At 61.9% G+C, this 18,535-nt stretch carries 15 protein-coding genes; 2 read left to right on the top strand and 13 right to left on the bottom strand.

Features of this window, described 5'->3' with window-relative positions:
• Positions 1-6: 6 nt before the first annotated feature.
• From THPRO_RS13455 to THPRO_RS13405, 11 genes are all read right to left on the bottom strand, one after another.
• Positions 7-963: a zinc metalloprotease HtpX gene (locus THPRO_RS13455; protein ID WP_065089748.1), complete on the bottom strand. Its 957-nt coding sequence runs from the start codon at positions 961-963 to the stop codon at positions 7-9.
• A 14-nt stretch (positions 964-977) separates the two neighbouring features.
• Positions 978-1,292, bottom strand: a complete 315-nt coding sequence (locus THPRO_RS13450; RefSeq protein WP_038093313.1) for a chaperone modulator CbpM — start codon at positions 1,290-1,292, stop codon at positions 978-980.
• Positions 1,289-2,257 carry a DnaJ C-terminal domain-containing protein gene (locus tag THPRO_RS13445; RefSeq protein ID WP_038093316.1) on the bottom strand — a complete coding sequence of 323 codons (969 nt, stop codon included), beginning with the start codon at positions 2,255-2,257 and terminating at the stop codon, positions 1,289-1,291. The genes THPRO_RS13450 and THPRO_RS13445 overlap by 4 nt, the downstream gene beginning before the upstream one ends.
• 170 nt (positions 2,258-2,427) lie before the next feature.
• Positions 2,428-3,063 carry a LysE family translocator gene (locus THPRO_RS16850; RefSeq protein ID WP_038093320.1) on the bottom strand — a complete coding sequence of 212 codons (636 nt, stop codon included), beginning with the start codon at positions 3,061-3,063 and terminating at the stop codon, positions 2,428-2,430.
• Positions 3,060-4,595 carry a SpoVR family protein gene (locus tag THPRO_RS13435; RefSeq protein ID WP_065089747.1) on the bottom strand — a complete coding sequence of 512 codons (1,536 nt, stop codon included), beginning with the start codon at positions 4,593-4,595 and terminating at the stop codon, positions 3,060-3,062. Before THPRO_RS13435 ends, THPRO_RS16850 begins: the two co-directional genes overlap by 4 nt.
• Positions 4,592-5,857, bottom strand: coding sequence for a YeaH/YhbH family protein (locus THPRO_RS13430; protein WP_065089746.1), 1,266 nt, complete (start codon positions 5,855-5,857; stop codon positions 4,592-4,594). The genes THPRO_RS13435 and THPRO_RS13430 overlap by 4 nt, the downstream gene beginning before the upstream one ends.
• A 13-nt stretch (positions 5,858-5,870) precedes the next feature.
• A complete protein-coding gene (locus tag THPRO_RS13425) occupies positions 5,871-7,793 on the bottom strand; it encodes a PrkA family serine protein kinase (RefSeq protein ID WP_038093353.1) in 1,923 nt (640 codons plus the stop codon).
• A 539-nt stretch (positions 7,794-8,332) separates the two neighbouring features.
• Entirely contained in the window at positions 8,333-9,511 is a 1,179-nt protein-coding gene (locus THPRO_RS13420) for a hypothetical protein (protein ID WP_065089745.1), read from the bottom strand.
• Positions 9,512-9,793: 282 nt separating this feature from the next.
• A complete protein-coding gene (locus THPRO_RS17450) occupies positions 9,794-11,002 on the bottom strand; it encodes a M48 family metalloprotease (protein WP_065089744.1) in 1,209 nt (402 codons plus the stop codon).
• Between the two features lie 149 nt (positions 11,003-11,151).
• A complete protein-coding gene (locus tag THPRO_RS13410) occupies positions 11,152-11,607 on the bottom strand; it encodes a bacteriohemerythrin (protein ID WP_038093326.1) in 456 nt (151 codons plus the stop codon).
• Positions 11,608-11,771: 164 nt separating this feature from the next.
• Complete coding sequence (locus THPRO_RS13405; RefSeq protein WP_065089743.1) at positions 11,772-12,869, bottom strand: porin; 1,098 nt, start codon at positions 12,867-12,869, stop codon at positions 11,772-11,774.
• Positions 12,870-13,242: 373 nt separating this feature from the next.
• Between THPRO_RS13405 and THPRO_RS13400 the strand changes: the two genes are divergently transcribed.
• Together THPRO_RS13400 and THPRO_RS13395 are read left to right on the top strand one after the other, a co-directional pair.
• On the top strand, positions 13,243-13,662 hold the full coding sequence (locus THPRO_RS13400) for a YbbN family protein (protein ID WP_038093965.1): 420 nt from the start codon (positions 13,243-13,245) through the stop codon (positions 13,660-13,662).
• A 303-nt stretch (positions 13,663-13,965) separates the two neighbouring features.
• The gene (locus tag THPRO_RS13395; protein WP_065089742.1) at positions 13,966-14,373 is read left to right on the top strand and encodes a hypothetical protein; all 408 of its coding nucleotides are present in this window, start codon (positions 13,966-13,968) and stop codon (positions 14,371-14,373) included.
• Between the two features lie 70 nt (positions 14,374-14,443).
• Here the strand turns inward: THPRO_RS13395 and THPRO_RS13390 are convergent, their stop codons facing one another.
• Entirely contained in the window at positions 14,444-16,813 is a 2,370-nt protein-coding gene (locus tag THPRO_RS13390; protein ID WP_038093962.1) for a TonB-dependent receptor, read from the bottom strand.
• Positions 16,814-17,114: 301 nt separating this feature from the next.
• Entirely contained in the window at positions 17,115-18,428 is a 1,314-nt protein-coding gene (locus THPRO_RS13385) for a GGDEF domain-containing protein (protein ID WP_065089741.1), read from the bottom strand.
• Positions 18,429-18,535 lie beyond the last annotated feature (107 nt).

The following is an 18,535-nucleotide window of genomic DNA, read 5'->3' as shown; positions in this document are numbered from 1 at the left end:
AAACGCTCACCATCGGAACGCGCCCCAGCGACGCGGCGACATCGCGCCGCGACCATGCCCTGCGCCGGCGGCGAAACCGGCCTCGCCATGCCGCCAGGGTGTCGAACGCGCGGGCACCGGGCGGTATTCGGCCAGACGTGCGATGCGCCGCGCGCTCGACGGGTGCGAGCGCAGCAGCGCGGGCTCGCGCCGATAGCCGGGCAGCAGGATGCGCGCGAGCCAGCCCTGCCGCCCCTCGTCCAGCTTGGCCAGCGCGGAGGCAAGACCCTCGGGATCCCCGGTCAGGCCGACGGCGAAACGGTCCGCATCGTATTCGCGCGTGCGCGACAGCGCGAGCTGAGCCAGCGCCGCCGGATACGGCGCGAAGATGAGCAGACCCAGGGCGAGGGGATTGAGCGCCACGTGGCCGAACAGCATCAGCGGCAGGCTGAACAGGGCCAGCAGGACCCCGATCTGCGCGCACAGGGCGATGGCCCGGCTCATCAGGTCGGCGATCGCCATCACCCGCAGGTCGCCGCTGTGGATATGTCCGATCTCGTGTGCCAACACCCCGGCCAGCTCGCGCGGCGCGAGCCGCCTGAGCAGGCCGTCGGTCAGCGCCACCGCGGCGGCGCCGCGGCCGCCGACGGTAAAGGCATTGGCGGCCGGACTCGGCAGATAGTAGAGGACCGGACGCCGCGGCAGTCCGGCGCGCGCGCTCAGCTCGTCGAGCATCGACCACAGCTCCGGTGCGCGTTCCGGCAGGATCGGCACGGCGCCGAAGCGCGCCATGGCCTGCGCGGACGACATGCCCGACACGAACGGCAGCACGAACAGGCCGACCAGGAGACCCAGGCCGGCCGGACCCCACAGCATCCAGCCCAGCAGGGTCAGGAAGACGGCGATGAACGCCAGCAGCAGCATGCTCTGCAGCGCATTGCGCCAGGCATGGCGCCGTGCGGCGGGAGGCAGGGCGGGGGGCATCACCAGCGGTAACCTCAATCCGCGGCCGGACCCAGCCGTGCGCGCAGGCGCCCGATCTCGTCGAGCAGTTCCAGCGCCAGCGCGGCACCGGCCGCATTCACGCCGAGATCGCGCTGCAGGCGCAATGCGCTGCGCACGCGGTAGACGGCGACGGCCCGAAAACGCCAGCTCCCGACGTCGCGTCCCAGCGGCACCACCGCCCCCTCCTCCGCCAGTTCCACGATGCGCTCGACCGGCACCCGGCAGACGGCGCACAGCTCCTGCAGGGTCAGCTCGAACTCGTCGGCCAGCAGATCGCCGCTGAGCGGCGTCGGTATGTCTCGGCTCATGGGCGTCCTCCCGTGAGATCGGCGCGGGGGTCGAAGGGCATGCTGCGGGCGCAGGTACGATAGGCCTCGCGCGCGGCCTCGGTGTCGGCGGGCGGCAGTGCGATGCTCAGGACCACGTAGAGATCGCCCGGCGGATCGCCTGGAATCCCGCGCCCGCGCAGACGCAGCCGGCGCCCGCCCGCCGAGTTCGGCGGAATCTTCAGATCCACCCGCCCGTCCGGCGTCGGCGCCTCGACGCTGGCGCCGAGCGCCGCCTCCCAGGGGGCGACCGGCAGCGAAAGATAGACGTCGCGGCCCTCGACGCGGTACAGGCCGTGCGGCTCGAAGGTGACCTCGAGATACAGGTCGCCGGCAGCGCCGCCGCCGATGCCTGGCCCGCCCTGGCCGCTCAGGCGAATCATCTGACCCTCGCGCACGCCCTTGGGGATGCGTACGTTCAGGGTGCGCTCGACCAGATGCGGGCGGCCGTCGGCGCCGAGTTCGGTGTGCTTGAGCGCGAGGCTGCGCGTGGCGCCGCGGTAGGCGTCTTCCAGCGCGATGGCGACGCGGGCGTGCGCGTCCTCGCCGCGGGCATGAAAGTGCGCCCCATGTGCGCCTCCGCGCGCACGGCGGGCATGGCCGCCGGCAAAATCGCCGCCGAACAGGCTCTCGAAGAAATCGCTGAACTGCGCCGCGTCCTCGGGATTCATGTCGTGGTATTCGAAGCCCTGGTTCCAGTCCGGCGGCGGCCGGAAGTCCTGCCCGGCCTTCCAGTTGGCGCCCAGCTGGTCGTAGGCGGCGCGTTTCTCGGGATCCTTGAGCACTTCGTAGGCCTCGTTGACCTCCTTGAAGCGCTCTTCGGCATCCGCCTCCTTGCTCACGTCCGGATGGTATTTTCGCGCCAGTTTGCGGTAGGCGCGCTTGATCTCGTCCTGCGTCGCGTCGCGCGCCACGTCCAGCAGCCGGTAGTAATCCTTGAACTCCATGGTGCGTCACCCTCGCCTCGCCGCAGCCGGCGCGTTCCGGGAAAGTATGGAAGATCGCAAGGCAATGCGTGACGACCGGGATCAAGTTGCGCTACGGGAATTCGCCTCGGCACGCCTTCTCCGGGGAATATTCCGTCGCCTGCGGGCAGGATCAAGGGTGCCGGGATGCTTTACCGCGGGCGGTCGAAGGCCAGACGCGCGGCAAGCCCCAGAAGCACCAGCCCCATCAGCCAGCGCTGCATCAGCATCCAGGCGGGCCGACGCGCCAGGAAGACGGCGACGCTGCCGGCGGCGATGACGATCAGCCCGTTGACGGTGAGACTCACCAGGATCTGCGTCGTGCCGAGTTCGATCGACTGCAGGAATACATCGCCATGCGGGGTCATGAATTGCGGCAGCAACGAGAGATAAAGCACGGCGGCCTTGGGATTGAGCAGAGCCGTCAATAGAGCTGACAAATACAGCCGACGGCCGCTTGCGATCGGCAGGGCGCGCAACTCGAACGGCGAGCGCCCGCCGGGGCGTACCGCCTGCCAGGCCAACAGCAGCAGGTAGGCCGCGCCGGCCGCGCGCAGGGCATCGTAGGCGTAGGGCACCACCAGCAGCAGTGCGGTGATGCCGAGCGCGGCGCACAGCATGTAGCAGACGAAGCCGGTGGCCACGCCGGCCAACGACACCAGTCCCGCGCGGCGCCCCTGGCAGAGGGTGCGCGACAGCAGATAGATCATGTTCGGCCCCGGGGTCAGCACCATCGCGAGGCTGACCAACCCGAAACCGAGCAGATGGATCGGCGCGGCCCCCGTCATCGCATGGTCACTCGGCCTGGAGCCGCGCTCGGTTCGACGAGGCATTCGTGGGTGATTTCCACGCTGCCGTCCTCGAACACCGTCTCCAGGCGCACGTCGAAACCCCACAGCCGCGCCAGGTGGCGCAGCACCTCGTCGGTCGACTCGCCCAGTTCGCGCCGGTTGTGCCGGGTGTGGCGCAGGGTGAGCGAACGGTCGCCGCGACGGTCGACGTCGTAGATCTGGATGTCGGGTTCGCGGCTGCCGAGGTTGTATTGCTCGGCCAGGGCGTCGCGCACGTAGCGGTAGCCGGCTTCGTCGTGGATCGCCGATATCTCGAGGTTCTCGCGCTCGTCGTCGTCCAGCACGGAAAACAGCTTTAGGTCGCGGATGACCTTGGGCGAGAGGTACTGCACGATGAAGCTCTCGTCCTTGAAGTTGCGCATCGCGAAATCCAGCGACTGCAGCCAGTCGCTCCCCGCCAGCTCAGGAAACCACTGACGATCCTCGTCGGTCGGATGCTCGCAGATGCGACGGATGTCGCTCATCATCGCAAAGCCCAGCGCATAGGGGTTGATGCCGCCGTAGCGCGGGTCGTCGTAACCGGGCTGGAAGACGACATTGGTGTGCGACTGCATGAATTCCAGCATGAAGCCGTCGCTGAGCAGGCCTTCGTCGTACAGGTGGTTGATGAGCGTGTAATGCCAGAATGTGGCCCAACCCTCGTTCATCACCTGGGTCTGGCGCTGTGGGAAGAAATATTGCGCGATCTTGCGCACGATACGTACGATCTCCCGTTGCCAGGGTTCGAGCAGCGGCGCGTTCTTCTCGATGAAATACAGCAGGTTCTCCTGCGGCTCCTGCGGAAAACGCTCCGCATCATCGTCCCGGGCCTCGTCGGTGGGACGGGTCGGGATGGTCCGCCACAGATCGTTGATCAGGGACTGGCGGTAGGCCTCGCGCTCACGCTGGCGTGCTATTTCACGCTGCGCCGAAAGCCGGGTCGGACGCTTGTAGCGGTCGACGCCGTAGTTCATCAGCGCATGGCAGGAATCGAGCAGCAACTCGACGGCCTCTTCGCCGTAACGTTCCTCGCAATGCGCGATGTAGTGCTTGGCAAACAGCAGGTAGTCGATGATGGCATCGGCATTGGTCCAGGTACGGAACAAATAATTGCCCTTGAAGAAGGAATTGTGCCCATAGCTGGCGTGCGCGATCACCAACGCCTGCATCATCATGGTGTTTTCTTCCATGAGGTAGGCGATGCAGGGATCGGAATTGATCACGATCTCGTACGCCAGTCCCATTTGCCCTCGCTTGTAGCGCTGCTCGACGGCAATGAACTGCTTGCCGTACGACCAGTAGTGATAACCCACAGGCATGCCGGCAGACGAATAGGCGTCCATCATCTGCTCCGCACTGATGATCTCGATCTGATTGGGATAGGTATCGAGGCCGTAGTGCGAAGCCACGCGCGCAATTTCCTTTTCGTAGCGCTGGATCAGCTCGAACGTCCACTCGGAACCCTCGGAGAGACATTGCCGGCGCGTCATGACAGCCGCTTCCTGAACAGTTCGCGAAAAACGGAATAGATATCCCCCGGAGTGCGGATTCTCTGCATGGCGAAGTTCTCGCAAGCCGCCTGGACCTTCTCGTACTCCATCCACAGGTTCTGCGGTTTTTCCGCCTCGATTTCGACATAGGCGTAATACTGCAGGCACGGCATGATTTTCTCGATCAGCAGATCCCGGCACAGCGGCGAGTCGTCGCTCCAGTTGTCGCCATCGGAGGCTTGGGCGACATAAAGATTCCATTGCGAAGACGGATAGCGATCGCGGATCACTTCGTAGGTGAGCTCCAGCGCGCTCGACACCACGGTGCCGCCGGTTTCGCGGGCATAGAAGAAATCGTGTTCGTCGACCTCCATGGCGGTCGTGTGGTGGCGAATGAAGACGACTTCGATATGTTCGTAATTCCTGGTCAGAAACAGATAGAGCAGGATGAAAAAGCGCTTGGCGATATCCTTGCGCGTCGCATCCATGGACCCGGAAACATCCATGAGGCAGAACATCACGGCTTGCGATGCCGGGGTCGGCTGGCGCACCCGGTTGCGGTAGCGCAGATCGAAGGTGTCCAGAAACGGAATGCGCTCGATGCGCTGGCGGAGTTCGGCGATTTCGTCTCGCAGGGATCGAATCCTTTCCGAATCGTCCTCGGCACACTCGCTCAGCAGCGCTTCCAGCGTGGCTTCCAATTCACGGATCTGCCTGCGGTGCGGCGCTCCCAGCGCCATGCGCCGTGCCAGCGCACCGCGCAGCGAGCGCACTACGTCTATATTGGTCGGCACGCCGCTTGGCGTGTAGCCCGCACGCACGGACTTGTAGTCATCGATCTTGGCGAGCTGCGTTTTCACCAGATCCGGCAGGGCCATGTCTTCGAAAAAGAACTCGAGAAATTCCTCCTGCGAGAGATTGAACACGAAATCGTCCTCACCCTCGCCATCCGGACTGGCGCCGCTGCCGCCACTCGCGCTTCCGGAATTCGGGCGCCTAATCCGGTCGCCCGTCACGAAATCGTGATTGCCGGGGTGCACGGCCTCGCGACGACCCGATGGCGCATGATGGAAGATCGGCTCCGATATGTCCTTGCTCGGAATACTGATCTGCTCGCCCTTGTCGACATCGGTGATGCTGCGACCGGCAATGGCATCACCCACCGCCTGCTTGATCTGGCTCTTGTAGCGGCGAATGAAGCGCTGGCGATTGACCGCACTCTTGTTGCGCCCATTCAGCCGTCTGTCAATCAGCTGACTCATCAGACTACCCCGCTCAGGAGGATTTGCGAACGCGCAGATACCACTCGGCCAGCAATCTCACCTGCTTTTCGGTGTATCCCTTGCTCACCATGCGCTCGATGAAGTCCTGATGCTTGCGCTGATCCTCCGCCGAGGACTTGGCATTGAAGGAGATGACCGGCAGCAGTTCCTCGGTGCTCGAAAACATCTTCTTTTCGATCACTTCGCGCAATTTTTCGTAGCTCGTCCATGCAGGGTTCTTGCCATGGTTGTTGGCGCGCGCGCGCAAGACGAAGTTGACGATCTCGTTGCGAAAATCCTTCGGGTTGCTGATGCCGGCGGGCTTTTCGATTTTCTCGAGCTCCTCGTTGAGCGAGGCGCGATCGAGCACCTCGCCGGTATCCGGATCCCGGTATTCCTCATCCTGTATCCAGTAATCGGCATAGGTGACATAGCGGTCGAAAATATTCTGCCCGTACTCTGAATACGACTCCAGATACGCGGTCTGTATTTCCTTGCCGATAAATTCTGCATATCGCGGAGCCAGATATTCCTTGAGATAAGAAACATAGGCATCGCGCACCTCGGGCGGATATTGCTCCTGCTCGATCTGCTGTTCGAGCACGTGCAGGAGATGCACGGGATTGGCCGCGACCTCCTGATGATCGTAATTGAATACGCGCGACAGGATCTTGAATGCGAAGCGCGTCGACAGCCCGTTCATGCCCTCGTCGACGCCACCGTATTCTCGGTATTCCTGATAGGACTTCGCCTTTGGATCGACGTCTTTCAGGTTCTGGCCGTCGTAAACGCGCATTTTCGAGTAGATATTCGAGTTTTCAGGTTCCTTGAGCCGGGAAAGCACGGCAAACTGAGCCATCATCTCGAGCGTGTGCGGTGCGCATATCGCATCCGAAAGCGAGCTGTTCTTGAGCAGTTTCTCGTAGATCTTCACCTCCTCTGACACGCGCAGGCAGTAAGGAACCTTGACGATATAGATGCGGTCGAGGAAGGCTTCATTGTTGCGGTTGTTCTTGAAGGACTGCCATTCCGATTCGTTGGAGTGCGCCAGGACGATGCCGTCAAACGGGATCGCGGACAGCCCCTCTGTGCCCATGTAGTTGCCTTCCTGGGTGGCGGTGAGCAGCGGGTGCAGCACCTTGATCGGAGCCTTGAACATCTCGACGAATTCGAGCAAGCCCTGGTTGGCGAGGCACAGCCCTCCCGAGTAGGCATAGGCATCGGGATCGTCCTGCGAGTATTGCTCCAGCATGCGGATGTCGACCTTGCCGACCAACGAGGAGATATCCTGGTTGTTCTCGTCGCCGGGCTCGGTCTTGGCGATGCCGATCTGTTCGAGCACCGAGGGTTTGAGTTTGACGACCTTGAACTTGGAAATATCGCCGCGAAACTCATGCAGGCGCTTGACCGCCCAGGGAGACATGATGCCCTTGAGGTATCGGCGAGGGATGCCGTAATCCTCTTCGAGGATTTCGGCATCTTCGGTCGGGGAGAACAGGCCGAGCGGCGACTCGTTGACCGGAGAACCCTTGATCGCATAGAAACTGACTTTTTCCATCAATGACTTGAGTTTTTCAGCCAGTGAAGACTTGCCGCCGCCGACAGGTCCAAGCAGGTAGAGTATCTGCTTTTTCTCCTCCAGGCCCTGCGCCGCGTGACGGAAGTAGGCCACGATCTGCTCGATGGTTTCCTCCATCCCGTAGAATTCCCTGAACGCAGGATAGATTTTGATGATCTTGTTGGAAAAAATTCTGCTGAGGCGCGCGTCATGGCGCGTATCCAGCAGTTCCGGCTCACCGATCGCCATCAGCATGCGTTCGGCCGCGGTGGCGTACACGGTGGGATCCTGCTTGCACAACTCCAGGTATTCCTGGAGCGTCAGCTCCTCTTCACGGCTTTGCGCATATCGAGACTGATAGCGATTGAATATGGTCATGGACATACCCTCTCTCGAAACCAACCGTTTCAGATACGGACGTTCCACCTGAGGTTTGTCCCTGCTCCGTTATTCTTGGTTTTTGTATCGGCACGGACCAACAGAGGACGCCTCCACTTGCAACGGATGCAATTGCAGTGCCACGGGAGCCCGGCACCGTCGGGCCGAGTCGCCGCGCGCGGAGCGCGCCTGCGCACTCCCCGCCACGCCCACTCCACACACCGGACCATGGCTTGAACGTACCATGAGCCGGCGTCCGTTTGCGGCGCCGTGCATGGCGCGACCCGCACCATAATGAGGCCCCCCATCCCCTTTAAAGCTAGTGCAAAGCGCGCCAAATAGCATCCGGATCAACAAGAAAAAGTCGCATCAAACGACGGCGCAAGCATCGGACAAGCGCACCAAACCGGTGCGCTGCCGACCAGATCACGCCCCTCCCGCAGGCGGCTTCGCGGGCAGGCAGGAACTCGCCGCCCGCGCCCGCCGCTTGCCACTCAAGAGGCAGACAGACACCGCCGGCGCGGCAACCGTTCAACCACTCAACCGCTCGCGGTCGAGAAGTAGTAGGCCATCGCCAGATTGAAGCGCGAATACCAGTGACCATTGTCGTAGCCGGTGAATCCCGGTCCCGCCGCGTTCTTGCCGGCAATCATCTCTGCCCACAGGTACACCGGGCCGGCGACGGCTGCGACGCCGGTCTCGTTGAGCTGGATGTCACCCACCGATTGGCCGCCGGCATCGAGGAACCGCCGCGAAGGCGTGCCGACCTTGAGGTAACCGTAGTCGTCATAGACTTGGATACTGCGAAACGGCCCCCAGTTCACTGAAAACCTGCGCCCCAGGCTGGCATCGTACAACTGCCCCCTGGCGGGAAGCTGATACTGGTAGCCGTAACTTTCGACAGTGATCGAGTGACGCGGATAGCCGCTGTCTGCGGGGACAAGGTAGGCATACGCGGTCGCCTGCATCTGCAGCGTCCACGGCCCCCAGTGACCGTTCATCGATGCCGCGGTGGCCCATTGCTTGCCGGTATGTCGACTGTTCGGCGTCGGCCCCAACTCGAGCTGGCCGCCCTTGCCCGACCAGGCGAAGGTCACATGATCGGTGGCGCCATCGTGCACGGTATAGGCTGCACGCAGATTAACCGTGTTGATGCTATGGTAATTACCCACGGGATTGATGCCGTAGGTCGTCACCTGACCCAGGGTATTGTTCTTGAAGAAATCGGCGTCGAAACGCCAGTTTCCCGGCATGTAACGGTAGCCGATGCCGGCCGCCTGATTGTCGGTCAGGCCGGCGTAGTAGCCCAGGTTGCCCCAGAAGCTCTGATAGCCGTAGGGCAGCGTGCCGAAGGGCACCTTGAAATATCCCACCTTGATCTGCTCGTCGCCGCCCTCGCCGAAACGGTAGGCCGCCCAGCCATAGTGCAGGAACTGGTAAGGACTGTTGAAATTCACCCCGGAGAAGCGTTCTTCCGCCGCGTAGCTGAGGGCGCCATGATGCCCTTTGACGTTGACCTCGAAATAATCGAGCTTGAAATCGCCGCCGGGGGTTTGAGCCGGGTATGCGTACCCCTTGTACTGATACTCGGTCACCAGACCACCACCCAGGCTCAGGGAATTGGGCAAGATGTGCCCGGCCGCCAGAGCCTGGCCGCCGTACAGCAAGCCGGCCGCCAGGGCACACCCTGCGATACGCCATTCGGTCGATCGGATCATAAGTTCACTCCAGGATGATGAGCCCCCCTTATGATGTATCGGTCGAATACCGCCGCATTGACACGCCCATTCTAAACACAGCCGCAACCGGGACCTCAAGCAACAAGCCACCCAAAACATGATCAAATATAATGGCTTATTAAGAAATTCGAATAACCAAGGACAGATGAAGACACTGCCACGCGCACGCACGCACGCGCGGATGCGGCTCGGGGCGACCGAGCGGCCGCCCCGCGGGACCCCGCGTGTGTCAGCTCGGCAAGGCGCTGCGCATCAGGCGCGTTAGCGGCATGCCGGCGGGCGCAGCCCCTTGGCCACACTGCCGCCCGTACAGCGCCAGTGCAGCCGTCCATCGCTGATGTACGGGCTGACCACCACGGTTTTGTCGCGCAGGGCCGGCACTCGACCCGCCAGATGAACGATCAGGCTTCCCTTGTCGCCGACTTCGATCGCGGCAATCTGTGGCGAACGGAAATCCGCCGCGCCGATATCGTCGAGCGTGGCCGGAAACGCACGATGCTCGAGAATGTAGCGGTACTCCCGCTGCTTGAGCGGCTCGACCTGCTGCAGCGCCAAGGCCACGTTCGCGCGGGCGGTGTAGTTCTGATACGCAGGAATGGCGATGGCGGCCAGGATGCCGATCATGGCCACCACGATCAGAAGCGGCGCGAGACCGCCGGCGCGACCGCCCAGCCGGGGCACGAAGGCGGCCAGCACCCAGGCCAGCGCGCTACGGCGTGGACGCTCGGGCGCACGTTGCTCCGCCGTCGCGGCCACATATTCCAGGCGCTTGACCAGCCAGGGATAGTCGGCCGTCAACTCATGAAAGGACATCCAGAATCCACCCGTCGGCGGCAACTGTGCGCGATAGGCGTCCAGGTCGAGCCTGGGCCACAGATGGTTGCCGGCTGCCAGCACAGCAAGCGCCCGCTGTGCATCGCCGGTATCCGCGCAGCAGGCCAAACCGTGCAGATCGCAGGTGTATTCGCGGGCGCGCGAATAGGCCGCCCCGATCAACGGCAGCAGCGAGCCGAACAGAAGCAGCGGCGCATGCCGCAGGTGCTTGCGGCGGATGTGGCCCAGCTCGTGCCCGATGTAGAAATCGACCGCATTGGGTCGCTCGGCCAGCGCTTCGATCGCGTCCGAATAAAGCACCAGGAAGTCACGACCGAGAAAACGGGTTGCCAAGGCGTTGACGATGCCGTGCGAGTTGATCAGATAGGCTTCCGGCAGCGGCGTCACTCCGAGTCGTTCGCAGGCCCGTTCGAGCCGCTCGTGGATATCAGGGAACTGGGCCGCGGTAATTTTCACGCCATTGCCCTTGAGATGGGCAATGAACGCAGACTGTGCGAACAGGTAAACCACCCAGAACAGCAGTGCGTAGATGAGTACCATGCCCACCGTCCCCACAAGCACGGCGACCCAGACCAGCGTGGAAATAATCGCGAGCAGCACGAAAAGTCGCTTCTCGTTCGGATAGACGAGCCGCATTGCACACCCCTTTGTCATTTATTATTAATTAGAAAAATCGATCAGAGAAGGCGAGGCTAGCAAAGCCCACAGGCACAGGCAAGCCGGCCTCGCGATGTCCTTTGCGGCGGATGGCCGGCGGGCTTGGCGCGCCCGCCGGTGACTACCCGTTAACCCAGCAGACGGCTCAACCAGCCCTCTCGCCGGCGGCGCTGTTTGTCGGCAACGATTTCCAGCATGTTGTCGCGCACCGCGGACACATAGTCCGCGTCGTCGTGTTTGATATGGCTGATCAACCAGGTCCGCAGCAAACCGTGGATCTCGCCTGCCACGTCGTCGCCCAACCGGAATCGGTCGAGATACTGCCGCACCCGCCGCGCAAATAGTTCGTGCACCTTCTTGTGCGGCCCCGCATATTCGTACCCGGCCTCTTCCTGCAGGCGTTCCTCGAAGGCGAAATGGGAAAGGGTGTAATCCATCAGTTCGTCCAGAACCCTGCCGATGGTCTGACGATCTCCCTGATGATGGATATCTTCAAGCTCGTTAATGTAATCCGCGATCCGCATATGCTGCCTGTCGATCACGTCGATACCGGTATTCAGATCCCGGGTCCATTTGATGGTCATCGCATGCGCTCCTGTTTCGTTCCTGTCCGTTCATGCGCTCCCCTCCCGATATCGTCGAAACAAACCAACGTCCGCGCCAAGGCGGCCCGCCCGGGCGGCCGAATCGCGAACGAAGACGGGCGCCCGCAGGCGCCCGCCCCGGATCAAGCGCTGGCCGCTCGGGCTTAGAACTTGATCATCATGCCGGTGGAAATGGCATAGGGGTTCTTGCCGGGCGCCACCGAGATGGAGGCGGCGTTGTTGGTCGCATCCACGTACGTCGCGACGTGACCGCCGCCCCACACGTTCATCTTGGCGCCGTTCTGGTTCGTCATCTGCGCATAGTCGACGAAGGCCATCACGCGCTTGCTGAAGGTGTGGTCGAAGCCCACGGCCCACATCGTGGAGTTGTTGTTGCTGCCGTCCGGGTTGGACTGGTACACCTGCGCCTTGAGCGCGTTCGAACCCATGGTGTACTTGCCGCCGACGCCGTACACGGTCGCCTTGGCCTTCGGGTTCGCGGTGTTGTTGCCCACGTACTCGTAGCCGCCCAGGTTGGTCAGCTGCTCGACCAGGCCCACCAGCTTGAAGGCGCCCAGCTTGTAGCTGCCCGCCAGACGCAGGCCGGTTTCCGGCTTGGCGCCGTTGTACAGGCCCTTGCCGTGGTTCTCGTAGGCCAGACCGACCATCATCGGACCCATCGCGTACTGCCCCAGCAGGCTGTAGGTGCCCGCGTTCTTCACGCCGCCGTCGAACACATAGGCCGCGACGGCCTTGAAGCCGCCCATCTGCGGGGTCACGTAGGCGAYCAYRTCCGGYACGCGCWGRTCGAAGCCCACGCTGCCGTTGTACTTGCCGCTGATCAGGTTGCGGCTGTCGCCGATCTGATCGCCGAACAGGTCGACCGCGCGGCCCAGGCTCTTCATCGGCGTGTCGTGACGACCGGCGATCACCGTGCCGAAGCCGCCGGCGATGCCGACGAAGGTATTGCGGTTGCCCAGTTGCGGTTTGGCGTTGCTTGAAATCGAGCTCTCGACCTGGAACAGGGCGCGCAGACCGTCGCCCAGATCCTCCGAGCCCTTGATGCCCCAGCGCGAGCTGTTCAGGGAGAACCCGGAGATGCTCTTGCTGGTGGAGCTGCCGTTGGTCACACCATTGGTGGTGTTGGTGTTGAGGTAGTCGAGCGAAGGCTCGAACTTGCCGTACAGGGTCACATCCGCCTGCGCAATGGCAGGGGCCGCGATTATCGCGCCCACCGCGGCAGCGATCAGGGTTTTCTTCATGTGCGATGACTCCTCAGCGTATTTTTTGATGCAGACATTCCAATGGAAAAATCCACCCGTCCACACGCACCACTCCCATGCATGGCGCGAATTTCCAACCATATGCCATGCGGCGATTTCGGCGAGTGCGGGTGAAAAGCGAAGCTACGCAGGCGCGTTTCAGCACGCAAGCGGCGACGGCACGAAATCACTCCCCGCGTTGACTTCGATCAAAGCGACTTCAATTCACGGCGCGCGGACACTCCGATCCTTCGGCCGGGGAGGCCCTCGCAACGCGTCCGAACAGATGCGCATGCGCTTGTCATGTACACCGGGACATGCTTAAGTTTGCTGGCGCGACTGGCGCGCCGCGCCAACCCAAGAGGAGCATCCAATGTCGAGCCGATTGCGAATCGCCGTGTTGACGTTGTTCTGCATGACACCTACCGCGCAAGGACTGGCCGATGTCACCACACTGCCGATCAAGGCGCTGCCCGCCTATCTGGAATCGCACACCGACGTCGTCGTCCAGTTCACGAGCCCCGACCCGGGCTGCGTCTATTGCGTGCATGCCAACGCCCCGTTCCAGGCCGTCAGCACCCGCTTCGATCAGCGCATTTCGTTCGTACGCGTGCAATGGGCGCCCTGGTATCGAATCCCCGCCGAGGCCAAGCCCTTCGGCATCATCGCCCTGCCCGCGCAGATCGCCTTCAAGCAGGGTGCGCGCGTGCATACCCAGCTCGGTGTCATCGCGCAACCCGCGCGGTTCGCAGAGCAGATCAGCAAGGTCTACGACGTGCCCCAAAAACCCTAGGACCTGTCCACACACGATGGGGTGGCGTGCTGTTGTGACTGCAAAACCGCCAATCAAGGCGCGAGGAGCGCAGTTTGGTAATGCCAAATCAGCGACGGCGCAACGCCAAGTGGCTGGATTTCAGCCGCAACCCGCAGGCCCGGACCGCCTTTCGCGTCGCGCGGTGCCGGGCACGCCACGAAAAGTGGCTCCGGCAACACGCAACCCCATAGCATGAACAGGCGCTAGAGATGTAAGACCACGCCCAGCGCCGATCGTGCACGCGTCGGGCGACCGTCTTTCACCCCAACAGGAACGCCCCTTATGCATCGAAGCCACCCTTGCCGCAGCGGCCCGCTGGCCGTTCTCGCCCTCATCGGCTGCCTGACGATCTTGCCAGACGAAGCCGGTGCCGCCGAACAAAGATTTCCCGACGTGGTGGCGGCCGACGTAACGCCGCACGGCGCGGATTCCTTCGACTTCGACGTCACGATTTCCTCGCCTTACGACAGCCCGCAGCGATATGCGGACGGCTTCCGCGTCAGCGGCGCGGACGGGACCGTCTACGGCGAGCGCAAACTGTTGCACGACCATGCCACCGAGCAACCGTTCACTCGCGATCTGTATGGCGTCACGATCCCGCACAGCGTGCGCAATGTGATCATCCAGGCACGCGATCAGCGCTATGGCTACGGCGGGAAAACGCTCGAAGTGACCCTGCCCGGGCGCTGAGCGATCCGACACGGGACGATCTTGCGGCGGCGCGGACGCCAACGGTCCGCGCCGCCGCCACGTCAGGGCATCAGAAATTGGCCGTAAGGCTGGTGTAGACCGTGGTCGGCTCGCCCGGCAGCACCAGCAACTGTCCCGCCGAATTGCCGCCGAGCAGACCGCCGCCGGTGACATACTCGAAGGCGTTGTAGCGGGCGTCGGTCACATTCAACACCTCCAGGCTCAACTTGACGTCCTTGAGCCCGGCGCCGTTGGCAGGCGTCGGCAGCGTATAACCAAACCCCAGATTGAGGGTGCCGTAACCCGCCAGCTTGCGGCGGCTGGGCGCGCCGGTATTGTCGTTGAAGATGGCCTGAGCACCCATGTACTGATACCACAGACGCGGCGTCAGCACGCCACCCGCGACATAGGTATTGTAGTCGCCGCCGACATTGAAGGTGCTGTCCGGCACATTCGAGACCGGGAGTCCATCGTAGCTGACGCCGCCCGTCACGTAGTGTGTGAACTTCGCGCTTTCCAGATTCAGATTGGCGAATACCGATGCGCCGGCAAATGGCTTGTCGTTGACCGCAAGATTGACGCCCTGATAGACGGAATCCCCATTGGCATCGCCAAGGTAATTACCGTTGGCGTCATAGAGCGGGATGTATTGATTGGCGTAATGCAGGTGGTAGTAGCTCGCGCTGAACATGAAATCGTGCAGATAGGTCACCTGGCGCACATGAACCTTGATGCCGACATTGTAATCCGTGCTTTTTTCCAGACTGTAGACCGGAGGCGTTGACTGGTAAAGACCGCCGCCGCCACCAACCTGCGGCTCCTTGTGGGCGGTCGAATAATTCGCGAACAACGCCACGTTTCGCTGCACCTTCCAGTTGAAATCGATTGAGGGCTCGATTTTCACGAAGGCATTCTTGGCCGGTGGCAGTTGCCCCTGATTGTTGTTCGGATACAGGGCGTAGGCCTGGGCGAAATCACCCGCCGCGGCCGGATAGTAGCGGGTGAAATATTTGATCAGACGCACGCCCGGCGTTACGTGCACGTTGTCGACGGGACTGATGCGGTCCTGCACGAAGGCAGCGATATCGGTTTGATCCCAGTAGTCGCTGCGGTAGTGTGCATTCGGCACCGCTGCGGAGCCGTAGTATGGCGCATTGGGATTATAAAACGCGTTGCGCGAATTATAGTGGCTCTTGAGGAAAAACCCGCCGAAATTCACTTCATTGTACGGCAGGCTCACCGACAGCCAAAGCTTGTCGCCGTACACGTCGTCTCGCGGATTGTTGTATTCGTAAAGATTTGACGGATTGCCCAACCCGTAATTGTTGTAATGAAAATGCAGACGATGGCCATAGCGATACCAGACCATGTTGTGCGCGCTCGTTGTGCGGTCGAGGGCGACATTCAGCTTGCTGTACAGCAACCAGGTTTCGTTGCTGTCCTGCTTGTTCCACACGCTTCCCGGAATCGACGAGTAATACCCCGAGGTTTGCTGGCTGTACAACGGGCTGTTCGGCGTGCCATTCAGCGTAACCCCCGCGATGGGGGTTATCGGAATCGGAACCGGACGATAACCCGATCCCTTGGCCAGATAGGCGCCCACCGAAAAATTGCCATTGCTGAAGGTCTTGATGGTTTTGGCGAACCACGCGTAGTTGTAGCTCGGGCTCTTGAAGCCGTCCGGGCTCTTGCGGTAACTGTCGCTGGAGCCGACACCGCCGGCCACCACCGTGGACCAGCCACCGATATCGCCCGTGCGTCCCGAAACGAACAGATTGCGCGCGTTGTAGCTGCCGTACGTAAGCTTGACCTTGGCGCCAGGCTTGCGTGCAGGCTGCAACGGCACGAAGGCTATCTGACCGCCAATGTTGTTGTACCAGCGATCCAGCGGGTTGCCCGGGCCATAGGTGATGCCAATCCCCTGCAACAGATCCAGCTGCGGCACCTGCGGGCTTTCCCATAGGCCGGTCGAGGGATCGACCATCGGCACCCCGTCGAAGGTGACCGACACGCTGCCGTCGTCGATCTGTCCGCCCGCGAAACCGCCCCAACCCTGCTTGATGCCGTTGACGCTGATCGAATTCTTGGTTGCACCCGTTCCGCCGTATCCGGAAACACTCACGCCCGGCGCATAGCTCAAGGCCTGCGCGCTGCCACCGACAGGACCCGCCGCGGCCATTTCGTGTTGGCCGAGCACCTTGATGGACTGTCCCGACTTGAAATTGCCTTTTTGCGTCAGCGCCTTGGCATCGTTCCCCATCAAGGTGGATTCCGAACCGATTGTCGCGCTGACCTTGCCGACATTGATATCCGTCTGTGAAGATTTCTGATCGCGGGTGACCCCAGCGTCATTGGCAGCCAACGCAACCGTGGGCAGCGCGCCCACCCCCAGCGTCGCCAGTGCAATCACCAGTGGCCGTACGGCAAACAAACCTTGCATGGACTCACCTCTGCTTTGATGGAATACCAGTTTGATGGAATACCAGCGCGGCACCCGACGCGGTGGTCAGGTGACGGGAACAGCGGGATATTCTTCGGTGAGCGAGTGCCGGGAGCCTGACACCAACCTTAAGCGCGATTGCATAAATCCTGAAAAATAACTATAAATCAAATGCTTGATAAAATATTCACGATGTTTGAATTTTATTTTTAAGTTTCATGACATCGCGACGATGGTATCGAGCTGCCGCCTGGAAGACATGGGGGCTCGGCCTGCCTGCCCCCACCCCGATCGGCTACGATCAGCGCGCCGCCTCGGAGTGCTTTTGTACATACATGTGCGCGTCCGCCTTGCGGAAAAGCGTCTCGCGAGTATCGCCATCATCCGGATAGCACGCCATCCCTATACTCGTGCCTAGCGTCACGCGCGCACCATCGAGCAGGAAGGGTTCCGCGAGGACACTCATCAATTTCCGCCCGACCTGCCGAGCGTCCGCATGATCGCGCATATGCGTCAACAGCACAGTGAATTCATCCCCGCCCATGCGTCCCACCGCATCCTCGGCACGCAGGGTTCGTCGCAGGCGAGCGGCCACCTCGCACAGCAACCGGTCGCCGACATCGTGGCCGAACCCGTCGTTGACACTCTTAAAATCGTCCAGATCGAGAAACAGCAGGGCAAGTTGTCCATGCGTACGTCTGGCGTGCTCCAAGGCCATGTCGAAACGGTCGTAAAAAAGAGTTCTGTTGGGCAGGCCGGTCAACGGATCGTGCAACGCCATGTGCTCCAACCGCGTTTCGGCCTGCTTGCGCTCGATCACCGTTGCGATCTGCGCCGAGACGAATTGCAGCAATTCGCGATCTTCCCCCGTGTACTGCGGGTGATCGGCTCGAGTACGCAGGGCGATGGCGCCGATGACCCCGCGTTGGGTGATCAGCGGCGCGGCCAGCCAGTCGCCACTCGTGGATGCCGATGAAACCGGCCTTAAAGCTGGCGAGACCTGAATTTGGCCGGTGCGTACCACCAGGTCAATCAGCGAGTCCCCATCGGGCACAAACGGCTCGACTGCCTCCGGGTCGTGCGTCTCCGAAACCGCGTACGGGAAATGCCACCTGTCCGTATCGGGTTCATATAGTGCAACCTGAAAGTCCGTAGCCGGCAGCAACCCGGCGACGATCTCATGTATTCGCCTGCAAAGGGCGTCCAGGCTCGTGCTGTGATGCGACGCCTCGGAAATCTCGTACAACGCGCTTCTGACGAGATTGACGCGCCTGATCTCCGTCACGTCGCGCGCAACCGCAAAACGCAGCCGGTCGGACGCCGACCAGCGCGCTGACCACATGATGTGCACCACCCCGCCATCCTTGCGGATATAGCGATTCTCGAAATGCATCGCGGGCTCGCCGTCCATGATCTCGTCGACCATCGACAGGGTGCGCGCGCGATCTTCCGGATGCACCAATTCAATCATGTTGCGGCCGATCAGTTCTTCCGGCGCATAGCCGAGCAGACGCTCGCCGGAAGCGCTGATGTAGACGAAACGGCCCGCTTCATCGACCACGCAGATGGTGTCGATCAGCAGGTCCATGATCTTGGTGGGAAGAAATTCGTCCATTGGTGTCCATGATAATCGGCCGCCACGACTTGCATAGGGCTTGCGAAAGGGATGGCCCGACCGGTGGACGCTCGGTTGTCGTACCCGGCCGAACGGTCGGCCGAAAC

Origin of the sequence: Acidihalobacter prosperus (assembly GCF_000754095.2) — a bacterium.
In the GTDB taxonomy this organism is placed as follows: domain Bacteria; phylum Pseudomonadota; class Gammaproteobacteria; order DSM-5130; family Acidihalobacteraceae; genus Acidihalobacter; species Acidihalobacter prosperus.
This window is presented reverse-complemented; position numbering and strand designations above follow the sequence as displayed.

Excerpts from the sequence above, each read along its gene's own strand:
- THPRO_RS17450 (WP_065089744.1), bottom strand. The coding sequence starts at position 11,002 with ATGCGGCTCGTCTATCCGAACGAGAAGCGACTTTTCGTGCTGCTCGCG.
- THPRO_RS13450 (WP_038093313.1), bottom strand. The coding sequence starts at position 1,292 with ATGAGCCGAGACATACCGACGCCGCTCAGCGGCGATCTGCTGGCCGAC.
- THPRO_RS13430 (WP_065089746.1), bottom strand. The coding sequence starts at position 5,857 with ATGAGTCAGCTGATTGACAGACGGCTGAATGGGCGCAACAAGAGTGCG.
- THPRO_RS13390 (WP_038093962.1), bottom strand. The coding sequence starts at position 16,813 with ATGCAAGGTTTGTTTGCCGTACGGCCACTGGTGATTGCACTGGCGACG.
- THPRO_RS13395 (WP_065089742.1), top strand. The coding sequence starts at position 13,966 with ATGCATCGAAGCCACCCTTGCCGCAGCGGCCCGCTGGCCGTTCTCGCC.
- THPRO_RS16850 (WP_038093320.1), bottom strand. The coding sequence starts at position 3,063 with ATGACGGGGGCCGCGCCGATCCATCTGCTCGGTTTCGGGTTGGTCAGC.
- THPRO_RS13420 (WP_065089745.1), bottom strand. The coding sequence starts at position 9,511 with ATGATCCGATCGACCGAATGGCGTATCGCAGGGTGTGCCCTGGCGGCC.
- THPRO_RS13400 (WP_038093965.1), top strand. The coding sequence starts at position 13,243 with ATGTCGAGCCGATTGCGAATCGCCGTGTTGACGTTGTTCTGCATGACA.
- THPRO_RS13425 (WP_038093353.1), bottom strand. The coding sequence starts at position 7,793 with ATGACCATATTCAATCGCTATCAGTCTCGATATGCGCAAAGCCGTGAA.
- THPRO_RS13455 (WP_065089748.1), bottom strand. The coding sequence starts at position 963 with ATGCCCCCCGCCCTGCCTCCCGCCGCACGGCGCCATGCCTGGCGCAAT.
- THPRO_RS13410 (WP_038093326.1), bottom strand. The coding sequence starts at position 11,607 with ATGACCATCAAATGGACCCGGGATCTGAATACCGGTATCGACGTGATC.
- THPRO_RS13385 (WP_065089741.1), bottom strand. The coding sequence starts at position 18,428 with ATGGACGAATTTCTTCCCACCAAGATCATGGACCTGCTGATCGACACC.
- THPRO_RS13445 (WP_038093316.1), bottom strand. The coding sequence starts at position 2,257 with ATGGAGTTCAAGGATTACTACCGGCTGCTGGACGTGGCGCGCGACGCG.
- THPRO_RS13435 (WP_065089747.1), bottom strand. The coding sequence starts at position 4,595 with ATGACGCGCCGGCAATGTCTCTCCGAGGGTTCCGAGTGGACGTTCGAG.